Origin of the sequence: Sphingomonas sp. TREG-RG-20F-R18-01 (assembly GCF_022662475.1) — a bacterium.
Lineage (GTDB): Bacteria > Pseudomonadota > Alphaproteobacteria > Sphingomonadales > Sphingomonadaceae > Sphingomonas.
The window spans coordinates 1-12,436 of record NZ_JAKNQQ010000020.1; the positions used below are offsets into that span (position 1 = coordinate 1).

General features: G+C 61.4%; 13 protein-coding genes. 8 read left to right on the forward strand and 5 right to left on the reverse strand.

The genetic code is table 11. The annotated features are described in order from the left end of the window. Window positions 1-109 precede the first annotated feature (109 nt). Complete coding sequence (locus tag L8K25_RS21310) at window positions 110-817, reverse strand: Crp/Fnr family transcriptional regulator (protein ID WP_242141041.1); 708 nt, start codon at window positions 815-817, stop codon at window positions 110-112. A 229-nt stretch (window positions 818-1,046) separates the two neighbouring features. On the opposite strand from L8K25_RS21310, the gene L8K25_RS21315 reads away from it, so the two are divergent. Both L8K25_RS21315 and L8K25_RS21320 read left to right on the forward strand, forming a co-directional pair. After that, window positions 1,047-1,913 carry a Crp/Fnr family transcriptional regulator gene (locus L8K25_RS21315; RefSeq protein ID WP_242141042.1) on the forward strand — a complete coding sequence of 289 codons (867 nt, stop codon included), beginning with the start codon at window positions 1,047-1,049 and terminating at the stop codon, window positions 1,911-1,913. A gap of 79 nt (window positions 1,914-1,992) precedes the next feature. Continuing rightward, a complete protein-coding gene (locus L8K25_RS21320; protein ID WP_242141043.1) occupies window positions 1,993-2,610 on the forward strand; it encodes an HWE histidine kinase domain-containing protein in 618 nt (205 codons plus the stop codon). Between the two features lie 151 nt (window positions 2,611-2,761). Here the strand turns inward: L8K25_RS21320 and L8K25_RS21325 are convergent, their stop codons facing one another. Both L8K25_RS21325 and L8K25_RS21330 read right to left on the reverse strand, forming a co-directional pair. Continuing rightward, window positions 2,762-3,217: a hypothetical protein gene (locus L8K25_RS21325; protein WP_242141044.1), complete on the reverse strand. Its 456-nt coding sequence runs from the start codon at window positions 3,215-3,217 to the stop codon at window positions 2,762-2,764. A 109-nt stretch (window positions 3,218-3,326) separates the two neighbouring features. After that, window positions 3,327-4,181: a manganese catalase family protein gene (locus tag L8K25_RS21330; protein WP_242141045.1), complete on the reverse strand. Its 855-nt coding sequence runs from the start codon at window positions 4,179-4,181 to the stop codon at window positions 3,327-3,329. Between the two features lie 315 nt (window positions 4,182-4,496). Between L8K25_RS21330 and L8K25_RS21335 the strand changes: the two genes are divergently transcribed. From L8K25_RS21335 to L8K25_RS21350, 4 genes are read left to right on the forward strand one after another with little or no spacing between them, the layout of a single operon-like run. After that, window positions 4,497-5,345, forward strand: a complete 849-nt coding sequence (locus tag L8K25_RS21335) for an MBL fold metallo-hydrolase (protein WP_242141046.1) — start codon at window positions 4,497-4,499, stop codon at window positions 5,343-5,345. Between the two features lie 11 nt (window positions 5,346-5,356). Continuing rightward, window positions 5,357-5,878 carry a ferritin-like domain-containing protein gene (locus L8K25_RS21340; RefSeq protein WP_242141047.1) on the forward strand — a complete coding sequence of 174 codons (522 nt, stop codon included), beginning with the start codon at window positions 5,357-5,359 and terminating at the stop codon, window positions 5,876-5,878. A 23-nt stretch (window positions 5,879-5,901) separates the two neighbouring features. Then, window positions 5,902-8,136 (forward strand): hypothetical protein, encoded by a 2,235-nt coding sequence (locus L8K25_RS21345; RefSeq protein WP_242141048.1) that lies wholly within the window; start codon window positions 5,902-5,904, stop codon window positions 8,134-8,136. Next, the gene (locus L8K25_RS21350; RefSeq protein WP_242141049.1) at window positions 8,133-9,269 is read left to right on the forward strand and encodes a glycosidase; all 1,137 of its coding nucleotides are present in this window, start codon (window positions 8,133-8,135) and stop codon (window positions 9,267-9,269) included. Before L8K25_RS21345 ends, L8K25_RS21350 begins: the two co-directional genes overlap by 4 nt. Window positions 9,270-9,324: 55 nt before the next feature. Here the strand turns inward: L8K25_RS21350 and L8K25_RS21355 are convergent, their stop codons facing one another. Continuing rightward, entirely contained in the window at window positions 9,325-9,981 is a 657-nt protein-coding gene (locus L8K25_RS21355) for a DNA-3-methyladenine glycosylase (RefSeq protein WP_242141050.1), read from the reverse strand. 63 nt (window positions 9,982-10,044) lie between these two features. Here L8K25_RS21355 and L8K25_RS21360 point away from each other — a divergent pair, with 63 nt between their 5' ends. Then, window positions 10,045-10,353 carry a hypothetical protein gene (locus L8K25_RS21360; protein ID WP_242141051.1) on the forward strand — a complete coding sequence of 103 codons (309 nt, stop codon included), beginning with the start codon at window positions 10,045-10,047 and terminating at the stop codon, window positions 10,351-10,353. A gap of 318 nt (window positions 10,354-10,671) precedes the next feature. Here the strand turns inward: L8K25_RS21360 and L8K25_RS21365 are convergent, their stop codons facing one another. After that, window positions 10,672-10,926: a hypothetical protein gene (locus L8K25_RS21365; protein WP_242141052.1), complete on the reverse strand. Its 255-nt coding sequence runs from the start codon at window positions 10,924-10,926 to the stop codon at window positions 10,672-10,674. Window positions 10,927-11,216: 290 nt separating this feature from the next. Between L8K25_RS21365 and L8K25_RS21370 the strand changes: the two genes are divergently transcribed. Beyond that, window positions 11,217-12,386 carry a glycosyltransferase gene (locus L8K25_RS21370; protein ID WP_242141053.1) on the forward strand — a complete coding sequence of 390 codons (1,170 nt, stop codon included), beginning with the start codon at window positions 11,217-11,219 and terminating at the stop codon, window positions 12,384-12,386. Window positions 12,387-12,436: the final 50 nt, after the last annotated feature.

Sequence of the window (12,436 nt, forward strand, 5' to 3'; positions counted from 1 at the left end):
CGATATGAAGATGGCCCCGATCGGGGCCATCTTCATATCGTCAGGCCCGCATCAACAATGGCCTGCTTTTACTCCGCCCCGCTGGCCTGGAATCCGACCGGCGTTGACACTAGTGATTGCCCAACAACCGTTCATACTCGCGCTCGGGCGGGCCGTACGCGTCGCCGGCGAACTCTTCCATCGCCGCGCGGTTACGGATTGTAACACAACCGCGCTCGGACCGGATGAAACCGTTGCTTTCAAGTACGTGCAGCGAGGTGGTAACGCTCGGCCGCCGCACCGCCAGCATGACCGACAGGAACTCGTGCGTCAGCGGCATGTCCTGCGCATCGATGCGATCATTACACATGAGCAACCACCGAGCTAGTCGTTCCTCAACCGTATGGACCGCGTTCGACAACGCGGTGTAGGCGATCTGGGTCGAGAGCGACTGGATATACAACAACAGAAACGGCAGCAGCGTCGTGCTCTGATCGATCGCATTAAGCAGAATATCCAGACGGATCTTCCAGCAGTGGTCGGGTAGCTGGATGATCCCTTCATACGGTGCACGGTCGCTCCCCATGACCACCGCGACGGGCGCGAAACCCTCGCGGCCGACGATCCCACTTTCGACGCGCTGTCCTTCCGCGGAGATCGCGATCAGCGAGCAAATGCCGCTTTCGAGAAACCATATGTCGTGGACCGGCTCTTCCTTGCGAAAAAGGACGTCACCTTTTCCGCCGGTGCATGGGACGAGGTGCGGGGCGAGCAAAGCAAAGTCCTCTGCGCTCATCCCGCGCAGCAAGTAGTTGCGGACGTTCGCCTGTTTGACCATGAATAATGTCCCTCTGATAAGTCCATACATTTGCAGAGGATATCTGCGGCGGCAAGCGGTCTGCCGGTGACGTTCCTGCGGGGCCGCGGCGATGGAAAAGCCTTACACTGCTGGCTGCACCTTGATGATAGTTAGTCCGGTAGCGGACCAAAGTCCGCGCTGACGAAATCATACCTTAAACAGGTGATCGGGGGTCAGCCCGACCGAAACCCGCATGAGGATGGAACCTATGATTTCACCGTTGCAAGTGTTCGGAGAGCCCACGAAAAGTGACGGCGGATCGCACATCGTCACCCGTAATGGCGGTAGGTGCGAACAGCATCCTTTCCTCAAACGATTGGCTTCACTGACAGGTCTTCCCCGTGAAGCATTGTCCAAGATCGCGGCGTTAGAAGTGGAGCGCGAGACCTTGCGCGCGCATACGCGGATCGCTCTTCAGGACACCCCGTGCGACGATCTGCATATTTTGCTAGATGGCTGGGCGGGGCGTTACACTCTTTTGAGTGACGGACGGCGGCAGATTACGACGGTGCTACTGCCAGGCGAGGTTTGCGATGTCGGCCTGCTCTACCTTGGTCGTTGTAGCCAATCCGTCACGACGTTGACGGAGTGTACGGTGGCGAGGATCGCGTGTTCGCCGCTGCGGGCATTGCTCATGCAGCAAAGCTCGATCGCAAGCGCTTTCGCCAAACTGCTGGCAATCGAGAACGCAGCGCTGGGAGCGCGTATCGCCAGCCTTGGACGACGTTCCGCACGCGAGCGGGTTGCACATTTGCTGTGCGATCTGTTCACGAGACTGCAGGCGATTGAACGCGCCGACGCGCGCGGATACCATTTGCCCCTCACCCAGGAGGAAATCGCGGACGTGCTCGGCCTGACCGCCGTTCACGTCAATCGTGTCCTGAAGGCCCTCCGTGGCGAACGATTGATTGAACGTCGCGGGCATCAGATCATCATCAGCGATCCCGAACAGTTGCGCCGCGCCGCGAGTTTTCGCCCAATCTATCCCTACCTTGCCACGTCGCGGTGTGCCGCTGCCCCGTCGCACGATGATCTCTTGCAGACAGATGGCGTAAAAACCTTCGAACGGGAGTAAGACAATGCCTGATCGGCACCAGACCGGCAAAAGGTCACAAACCGTCCGCAATCCGGATAGAGCTCCGCGCACCGTTGAAATGATGCTCGGAGAGGCCGGGCCGGCTGATCTCGTCCGGTCCGAGATCCGCCATCGATTTGGCAACATCATTTCGGTAACCCAGTCACTGGTGTACCAGACGCTTCGCGACGAGGTTCCGGTTGAGGCAGCGCGCAACATCCTGAGCGATCGTCTCGCGGCGATGGGGACCGCGATTGACCTGTTGCTTCGGACTGATTGGAAACCCGCACCGCTTCGCGCCACTGTACGCGAGGCTCTGGCGCATCATTCGGACTGTCACGATCGCATACGGTGTGATGGCCCGGATGTCCGAATCGACAGTAATGCGGTCCTGATGCTGACGCTGGCGTTGCACGAACTGGGAACCAACGCGATCAAACATGGCGCACTGTCCGTACCCGAAGGCGGCGTCGACTTGGTTTGGGGAACCCTCAACGCACCAGTGGGCACCGATCTGTGGATGCACTGGGTGGAGCATCACGGCCCCCGTGTGACACCGCCCGATCGGCGCGGGTTCGGGGTTCATCTGCTGACGGACGGCACCGCACGCGCGCTTGGCGGGAAGGTGGCGCTCGACTACAAGCCGGAGGGAATGAGGTGGCGCTTGCAGGTGCCACTCGACCCTGTCGCCCGGTAAACGCGCTCCCGCCGGTTTTGCTTCTCGGCGCTCACCGTTCGAGGGTGTTCTCTGCGTCGCTGGTTTTGAAGACGGTGCCTTGAGCGCAGCGTTGCCGGAATCACCGCGTGCGTCGTTTCTGCGAGCCGCTCCGCATGGTTAGTCCCGGTTGCTACGATCCGCCGCCGACGACCGAAGACAGGGATCCATCCGGATTGCGACCCTCGCGCGCGAACGCCTCCTCCTGTTGCGCTTGATGGATATCCTGCGAACTACCCTGTCGCGCCGCGGGGACCGAAACTTCTGCAGTCCCCCCGGCGCCAGCCGCGCCATGCAGCGCGCCCGCAATCTCGCGATCGAATTCGCCGGCTTCGATCGCGACCCGCATGTTCACCAAATAATCGGCAAAGCGGTCTGCGGGAATGAAGTTCGTCGTTTGCCCGTTGATCGTCAGTGCCGCCCCATTTCGGGTTGTGGGCGCAAACGCGACATGGTCGCCCTCGCGGACGAACCAGGTGCCGGACCGAACATCATCCGTTGCCCACGCCTTTTCGGCCAGATGCAGATCCTGCAACACCGCATTGCGGTCGGACACCGGGTCGGCAGAGGATGAAAATGCATGTTGCAAGGCGGATCTTGCCGCGCTGACAATGCTCTCCAGGGCCATGTTGCTTCTCCGATACTCAGGTGGAAAGCGATCGCTGCGGGGCGCGCGACGGCCCCCCGCAGCGTCACGCTCAGCCGATCTGCTGCGTCTGTGCGCCGCTGTCGGGACGCGCTGGCCCCATCACCGGCTCCTCGCCGAGCGGTTCGTTCCGGAACACCGTGAACTCGCCCTTGCCGTCCATCGACGGTCCAGACGTCCAGCGGCCTTCTGGGAAGGTCCCGTCCACCGATGTCGCGTAGAAATTATAGTTGTTCTGCTGGTCTTCCATATCCTGCGGGAAGCTATTGGGGATCGGAAGGTTCATCGCTTCCGCTCCAAGTTCCTCGATGACGGCGAGCCACTGTTGCTGATGCATCGTATCGCGCGCAATCATGTAATGGAGCATCTTCTTCATGCCCTCGTCATGCGCCGCATTGAACAGCCGCACCGCGAGCACACGGCCCGTGCTTTCGGCCGCGACGTTGCAATACATGTCCGCTGTGATGTTGCCACTCGCGTAGATGTGGCTCATGTTGAACGGCACGCCATCCGAATCCATCGGCATCGCGGCCATGCCGCCCGACAACAGATTCTTGTGAATGATCCCCTCGATGCTCTGACGGGGGTTCTCGCCGCCCATCACCGCGCCGACGATGCTATCCTTGACGGCTTCTTCCTGCAGATGCGTCGGCGCCTTCTCGAGGTTCAACGCGACGGCCGTCGCCAACATTTCGATATGACCAATTTCCTCGGTTGCCGTGTGCAACAGCATGTCACGGTATTTCGTGGTCGGCGCACGGTTACCCCAAGCCTGGAAGAAATACTGCATGCAGACACGGATCTCACCTTCGACGCCGCCGATCGCCTGCTGAAGCATTCGCGCAAATGCAGGGTCGGGGTTCGTGACCTGGACCGGGTACTGCAGCTTCTTGTCGTGATAATACATGTTCGGCTCCGCTGTGATGATTATCGCCAAGAGACAACGAGGCCGAAACGCGCTTTTCCTCGGGTTGATCCGCAAAAAACCAGGGCAGTTGATCTTGGTTAATGCATTCGTAACTCAAGTTTCTGTTCTACAGCGGGCTTAGGAAGCGATCTTACTGATCCATATTAGTCGGGGGAAACGATTGTTGGTGATGCCTGTTTGCAACCCTGGCGTCGCGGTTTCGCAAGCTGACTACTGAGCCTGCTAGCCCGCGACCCCTGGCAAACGCGTACTCGTTAGTCAGGCAGTTACGGCGACCTACGCAAGGGGCTAACATTGATCAGGATCCATCATCTGAACTGTGGAACATGCTGTCCGATCGGTGGGCGTCTGTTCGACGGCTACAGCCGTGGTCTATCGGCGCATTTGGTGTGCCACTGTCTGTTGATCGAAACGGATGCCGGCCTTGTTTTGATCGATACGGGCTATGGCGCTCAAGACGTGAGCCGCCCGCGCGAACGGCTGTCCAACTTCTTCCGGGCGCTCAATCGACCGCAGCTCCGGCCTGACGAGACCGCACTGGCGCAGGTGCGCCGCCTCGGCTTTGAGCCGGCCGACGTCCGGCACATTGTTGTCACGCATCTCGACTTCGACCACGCCAGCGGCATCGAGGATTTTCCCAACGCGCGGATCCACGTCACGGCGCGCGAAAAGGAGGTCGCCGATCAGCGCCGCGGCGGCGCCTTCGTCTCCCGCAAACGCTATCGCCCGCAGCAATGGGACGAGGCGATGAACTGGTCGCTGTATCCCTTGGGCGGGGGCGAACGCTGGTTTGGCTTCGATGCAGTCCGCGACCTCGAAGGCCTGCCGCCGGAAATCCTGCTCGTCCCACTCGCGGGTCACACATGGGGCCATGCGGGGATCGCGATCCGGGAAGATGACGGCCGCTGGTTGTTCTATGCCGGCGACGCCTATTTTCACCACGCCGAGATCGACGGCGAAAACCGCACCTGCCCGCCCGGGCTGCGCGGCTATCAGCGGCTGATGCAGGTCGATGCCCATGCGAGGATGGCGAACCAACGTCGCGTGCGGGCGCTGTCGAGCGATCACGGCGATCGCGTGCGGATCTTCTGTGCACACGACCTCACCGAATTCGAAGCCCTTACCCGCCATTCTATCACTTGAGGAGGATATCCATGACCACGCATCCTGACGACGTCCTGCGCTCCGTGTTCGTCACGGGGTTGAAGAACGTCCACGGCGTCGAACATCAGGCGCTTGCCCTGATCGACCGGCAGCTCGACCATTTGACGCATTACGCCGAGGTTGCCGACATGCTGCGCAAGCACCGGGTCGAAACCGAGCAGCAGATCGCCCGCGTCGAGGAAATCCTCGATGGGTTGGGTGAAAGCCAGTCCTGGTTGAAGGACGCGGCGCTGACCGTGTCGGGAAATCTTGCCGCGATCGCGCATGTCTTCGCGCCCGACGAGATCCTCAAGAACAGCTTCGCGAATTTCGCCTTCGAGAATTTCGAGGCTGCCAGCTACACCTCGCTGATCGCGCTTGCCGACGCTGGCAGCTTCACGAGCGCGGTGCCGTTGCTTCGGACTTCGCTCACCGAGGAGCAGGCGATGGCTGCGTGGCTCGACTCCAACACCGCCGCCATCACGCTGCAATATGTCGCACGCCGCGCGGCCGGCGAAACCGCCAGCCACTGATTGGGATAAGGGGAAGCTATCCAATGAACGTCAAGACGCGCCCCGCAGAATTGCCAGGGGTCAGCGCATCGGTACTGACGCTTAAGGCCGAACTCGACGCGCAGTCGATGCAGGCGTTGGGCACGCTCGTTCTGGCCGGGCGCGACGTGCGCGTGATGGCGGGGCGCGACGCGATCTGGGTCATTGTCCGACGCGATGGCCTGGGCGGCGTCGCTTTCCGGGCAGCGCATACGCCCGGCGGTGCGACCGGGATCAAGACTCGTGTCGACCGCGCCGGCACCAGCATGACGGTCACGATGGACAGCGCACAGGGGCACCATTCGCTCCAGATCGCGACACACGAAACGACGCTCCCTACCCTGCGCTTCACATCGAAACTGGTGCCCGCGGCCCCCCTGCTGATCGCCTTCCAGCCGCGCGATGTCTATCCGCTAGGCTTGGGTGATGACCCGCTCGTGGCGGTGGGCGAGGTCGCAGCGGCGCAACGTGGGCTCAATTCGGGGCTGATCTTCTTCCATCTCGACGAACCGGCGTTTGGCAGCGTGCTGTACTTCCAGAACCTGACCGTAATGAACGACTATTTCGTCGCGACGAAGACGACGCCCGACACCGCGGTGGGCGGCGTGTGGCCCGAACTCGGCTATCTCCCCCCGACCCCGGCGCAGACTGGCACCCCGGCGGTCGATCCGCTGCCTGCGGACCAGGAAGTGACGATGTCCGACGCGATCATCGTCTTCCACGACGCCGCTACGCGCGACGAACAGGATTCCGGACTGCGCTTCCTGCAGATGCAGGGCGCCGCCTATCGCCTTCTCGATCTGCCCAGGACCGAATATCGCGACTGGGTCACACGCTCGGAAACGACAATCCGCGACCTCGACACCGCACCCGAAGCCACGATCAGCCACTATGGCCATCGTTATTTCCACCCCTACACTGCGACCGAATATCCTGACATCATGGTGCAGATGTCGCTGTTGTCGGCGATCCGCAATTATGCCGACTGGGCGGGCAAACCCGTCCCGCTCGCTGACGAGATTCAGGTCGGGCTCGGGAAATTTCACGACACCAAACTCAAGACGATGCGGCGGTATCTGCCCAACGTCGGCAAGGACAAGGACAAGACCGCGGTCGACAGCTGGTATCTCTACCACCCACTGCTCAATCTTGGTCATCTCGCGGTGGACGGCGATGCCAAGGCCAGGCGGCTATTCATTGGTTCCCTCGATTTTGCTATCCGCGCGGCGAAGCATTTCGATTATGCCTGGCCGATCCAGTTCAAGGTCACCGACTTTTCGGTGATCGTCGAAGCGCGCAATGACGATGGACTGGGCCAGACTGATGTCGGCGGACTCTACGCCTATGTCATGCTGCAGGCGTTCCAGCTGACGGACGACAAACGCTATCTCGATGAGGCGCGCAACGCGATCGACGCGGCGCGCGGTATGCGGTTCGAGCTCAATTATCAGGCGAACCTGACCGCCTGGGGTGCCGCCGCCTGCATGCGGCTATGGCGCGTGACGAACGAAAGCTATTACCTGCGGCAGAGCTACGTCTACCTCGCCTCCTTCTTCCATAATTGTGCGATCTGGGAGTCCCGGATCAAGGGTGCCGCGCAGTACAGCAATTTCCTCGGCGTCACCTGCCTGCACGACGGCCCGTACATGGCGATCTACGAATGCTTCGACAGCTTCGCCGCGTTCGAACGCTATCTGAAGGATAGCGGGCCTGACCTTGATCCTGCCGCCCGGATGCTGATCAGCGAATATTGCAAATATGCGCTGTACCGGGCGTGGTTCTATTATCCCGACGCACTTCCCGAGGCATTACTCGCCGACCAACAGCGCAATGGCCACATCGATTGCAAACGATCCTTCCCGCTCGAGGATCTGTACCACGATGGCCAGCCGGCGGGTCAGGTCGGGCAGGAAATCTACGGCGCGGGGGCTGCGATGGTGTTCGCAAGCCGCACCTGCCACGACATCGACGGCGCACCGTTCCGGATGTTCTGCGACCATTTCGTAATGACGATGGAGCGCAATGCAGCGACATCGATCAGTTTCCGGGTCGACGGCGGCGACGGCTGTCTTGCCAGCGTCAGCCTGATCCGGACAGGGCGCCGCAAGCTACCCGGTTTCGTCGTTGAAACCGCGACGGGGGACCGCGTCCGCGCGCACCACACGGCCGCCGATCGAATCGAATTCCATGTCCCCGCCTCCGGGGGCGTCACCGTTCGTTGGAAAGAGGATGCCGCGTGAACTATCTGGTCGATACCCTGATCCTGGTACCCGATGACATCGACCTGACACGATCACCGCTCGCGGGACAGTTGGCGGAGGAAACCTACGTCCTTGGCGCATTCAACCCGGGGCTGACGCGCTTGCCGAACGGCAATCTGTTGATGATGGTGCGCGTTGCGGAAGCGCTGCGTACCCCCATTCGCGACAATGAAATCCGCTCGATCCGATGGACAGATGAGGATGGTCCCGGTCGGTTCGTGCTTGATGCGTGGCCGGTCGAACGGACCGATACCGCAGATCCGCGCAAGTTCACCCTGCGCAGCGGGGGCTGGAAGATCATGGCACTGACCTCGCTGTCCTGGCTCCTTCCCGTCGAACTGACGCCGGATGGCACGCAACGTATAGCCATCCATTACGACAAGGCGATCGTCCCCGCGTACAGCTTCCAATGCTACGGCATCGAGGATCCCAGGATCAGCCGGGTCGATGGCCGTTACCTGATGACCACCTGTTCGGTCAGCCCCGAACGTCATTCGACCACGCTCTACACATCCGACAACGGGATCGACTGGGATTTCGCCGACATCATTCTAGATCATCAGAACAAGGACATGCTGCTGTTCGAGGGGCTGATCGACGGGCAATATTGGGCGCAGACGCGGCCGCTCGGGGATCTGTATTTTGCCTATCCGCCGGGCAGCGAATGGCGCGCGGGACCGTCGATCAACCTCGCGACATCGCCCGATGGCCTGCACTGGAAGCCTCACCGCCGCCCCGGCATCCGCACGCGGAACGAAGGCGTCGCGACTGCGCGGATCGGTGCAGGCACACCACCGATCCTGACAGAACGCGGCTGGCTGACGCTATGGCATGCGGTCGAGCCGCAGGAGATCGTCGGCATCTACCGGACATACTGGTCGATCCTCGATCGGGAAGATCCGTCCCAGGTCATCGCGACGGACGAGGTCGCGATTCTTGAGCCGAATATCGACCTGACACGTCCGATCGAGCACCAGATGTATCTGCGCGACGTCGTGTTCTCAACCGGCATCGCTGAACATAAGGAGCAGTATATCGTTGCGTCGGGCGAGGCGGATCTCGCCTGCCGGATCACGCACATCCCCAAAAGCGCCATCGGGCTACCGCGTTGATCTTCGAAGATCGCAAAAGTCCGAATGCCCGACCGCGCACGCCCAATTCGTGATGCTAAGGCATCGGACGGCTGAGAAATGCGGAACCCGCCATGCCAAAGCGCCACGGCGTTTCGCTGCCATGCCGTATTCCAATACGGGGGCCAGTCTCGACCGCCACCACCGCAGTGCCACCGCAAAGTGCGAACGGCGGCGCCCCCAGGTCGGCCCCGTTGAAGGTCGCATCAACCGCCAACGCTTGAGCCAGCTTTCCCGGGCCGCTGCATAGCGAAGGCAGGCTGCGCATCTGTCGGCGAACCATCATTTCCTCGATCCCGGTCGTCGGCTGGATTGCGCGAATGAGAACCGCGCTCCCCGGCGGACCATCCGAACATACGAAGTTTAGGCACCAATGCAGTCCATAGATCCGGTAGACATATGCCCGACCCGGCGGACCAAACATCGGTGCGTTTCGGAGAGTCGGCCCCCGATAGCTATGCGAAGCCGGGTCTGTCGCGTCGTAAGCTTCCGTTTCGACGATGATCCCGCCAATACCATGTATCAGCAGACAGGTTCCGATCAGCGCCCTGGCGACAGTCGGCGCATCGCGCGCGAAGAAGTCGTCCGGTAGGTTCGCCGACGGTTTGCAAGATGGACCACACGGCAATCCGTCACCCAAATGTTGCGGATCCAGCATGATGTGCGAACCTTCCGGAAGGAAGATGAGTTCCACGCCGCACTCTTGTTGAACAAGTGCCGTGATGAGACGTTTAATCTGCACTCATAGGAGCACGAAATGTCCACCAACCGCGCTAATCCGCCTACCGCTTCGAAGACGTCGACAGACACCGACATTGGCCCCGACAACGGCGTGCGGCCGTCCTTTGCTACACCGATCGATGAACGACTGGGCGAGATCGGCACGGGCGATGGGTATTCCGGGCAGGAGTATGACAGCGCCGGCCAGGCGGAGTGGCGGGCCGAACAGGAGCGCCGGAATGCGTCCGCGGATGGCGTCGTACGGGGAAGTGGCGCTGGTGCGGGCGGCGGAAACCCGGGGGAAGATTTCGATGTCGCCACGCCCGGGGGCGCCGATCCCCAGTGATGGGGACTTGGGTATTCGACCGCCCGGAAAGATAAACCGGTGATTGCAGTGCAAGACGCGCATGCCAGGGACGATTATCGCGACAACAGACCGAGGTATGCCAGACGGAATTCAGAAGCCCTGAAGTCTGGCAGATCTTCCCCGCCCTGCGGCGGTCACGTCAGTGACAGCAACTGCAGGACGGAGCGGGCTTTGCCGATCGCCGCGCTTCCGCTGCCAACCGTCTGCGCTCCGTCCGCGTCCGGTTCAATGCGGGAGCCGGTAAGGACTCTCCCTGAGATCTGTTCAGGGCGACGCCGTTCGTGCCCGACAGCGCGGTCAAAGCGCATCACCTTCAGCGATTGCCTGCTCGATCATAGCAGACCAGACCCGAACATTGCCCGCGGCGGACATTGCGCTGGACGGTTCGCGAATGGTGCGAAGAATTGCATTGGCCTGTTCAAGATAACCGCGCCATGTCTCGTCGACGCTGTTCGATGCCGACTGCTCGGTTCCGTTGGCGTTGGCACTATGGTCTGATCCCGCCAAGGCTCGCGCGATGCGTTCGGCCAGAGTTGTGGTCGCTACGTCCATGATTGACTCCCGTATTGAATGTCTGACACCGCTCGAACGGCGTGCGAGTGCCATTAGAAGCCGGGAATAGTTCAGATGGCGGTACTGCACAGCGCACGCTGTTGTCCTGCAGCCTGATCTGCCGACGATTATGGAAAACCTGGCTAGAGTGTCAACGAGGCGGGACCGTCCACAGCGCGGCAACGCTGCTGGCGCACAATAAACACGCCGGCAAACAGGGCTTTTCCTCGGCCGCTGCGTTGGGCCCCCATGGCGAGTGGCATCCTTGGCTCAAAGCAGGGAGAGTGGTGATGGCAGCGCAGTTGACGGTGCGGCGGTCCGTTGTGGTGATCAGCGATTTCGTCGAGGGTGCTGACGGCCCGCTCCCCGCCGAACGTATGCCCTTAACGCCTGCGCATGCGAACGACCCCCATAGCTTTCCCTGGATCGGCGGTACCGGCGAGACCCACGAGGTCGAGGTCACCGGCGGATATCTTGAACGATTGCCCTTGGCGCTGATCGCAGCAGGGGTCGCCGAGCAGGCCGAGATTTGGCACCATTACCGTGGCGCGGGCGAACCATCCTTTCACCGTCAGCGCCCGGAACTGGCAAGGCGCGCCTTCCGTCCAGACAGCGAAACCCCGCCTTTGGCATCTGCCGAGATGGCAGACTTTGTGCGGGCCTTCGGCGCACCGCATATTCTCGTCGTGCTCGGGCTCGGCGTTTCGCGCGAACTTCTCGCGCTCTGCGCCCATAGCGTCATCATCTACAATTCGATCGATGCGCCCGCATTGCGCGTACCGCACGAGGTCAGCGCCTGCTTCGATCTCGTTCTGACCGGCGCGCAGTGGCAGTCCGACGTGGTAGAAGCGGAGCATCCCGGCATGCGGACCGCGATCCTGCCGATCGGGCCTGAATTCGCCGCGGTCGACCAGTTCCGCCCGCTCGGGACTAACAAGGATGTGGACCTGATCTACGTCGCGGCGGCACAATTCTATAAGCGCCACGACATCCTGTTCGACGCACTGGCGACATTGCCCCGCGACGTGCGGGCGCTCTGTGTCTTCGGCTATGGCGAAGATGGCGATATGCTGCGCCGACGGGCGCAGGAGCAGAATCTGTCGATCGAGTTCGTTGGGCCACCCGGGGTGCCTGTCGACGAAGTCAATCGGCTGATGAACCGCGCAAGGTTCGGCGTGGTCTGTGGCGTCGACGATGGCGCCCCGGCAATCCTGACCGAATATATGCTTGCCGGGCTGCCCGTCCTGGCAAATGCCGACCTGCGTTGTGGATTGCAGTTCATCTTGCCCGAGACGGGACGCATTGCATCGGCCGACGACTTTGCCGCGGCGATCCTCGACATGCGCGAAACCGCATCGCGCTACAGTCCGCGCGAGATCGTATTGGACCGCTGGACATGGCCGCACAGTGTTGCGCGCCTTCGCCCGATTATCGAGCGAATACATGATTCAAAGCAATGACAATTGCATGGCGAGGGCGTTTGAGACCGCATAGGTTCGGTTAACGAGGC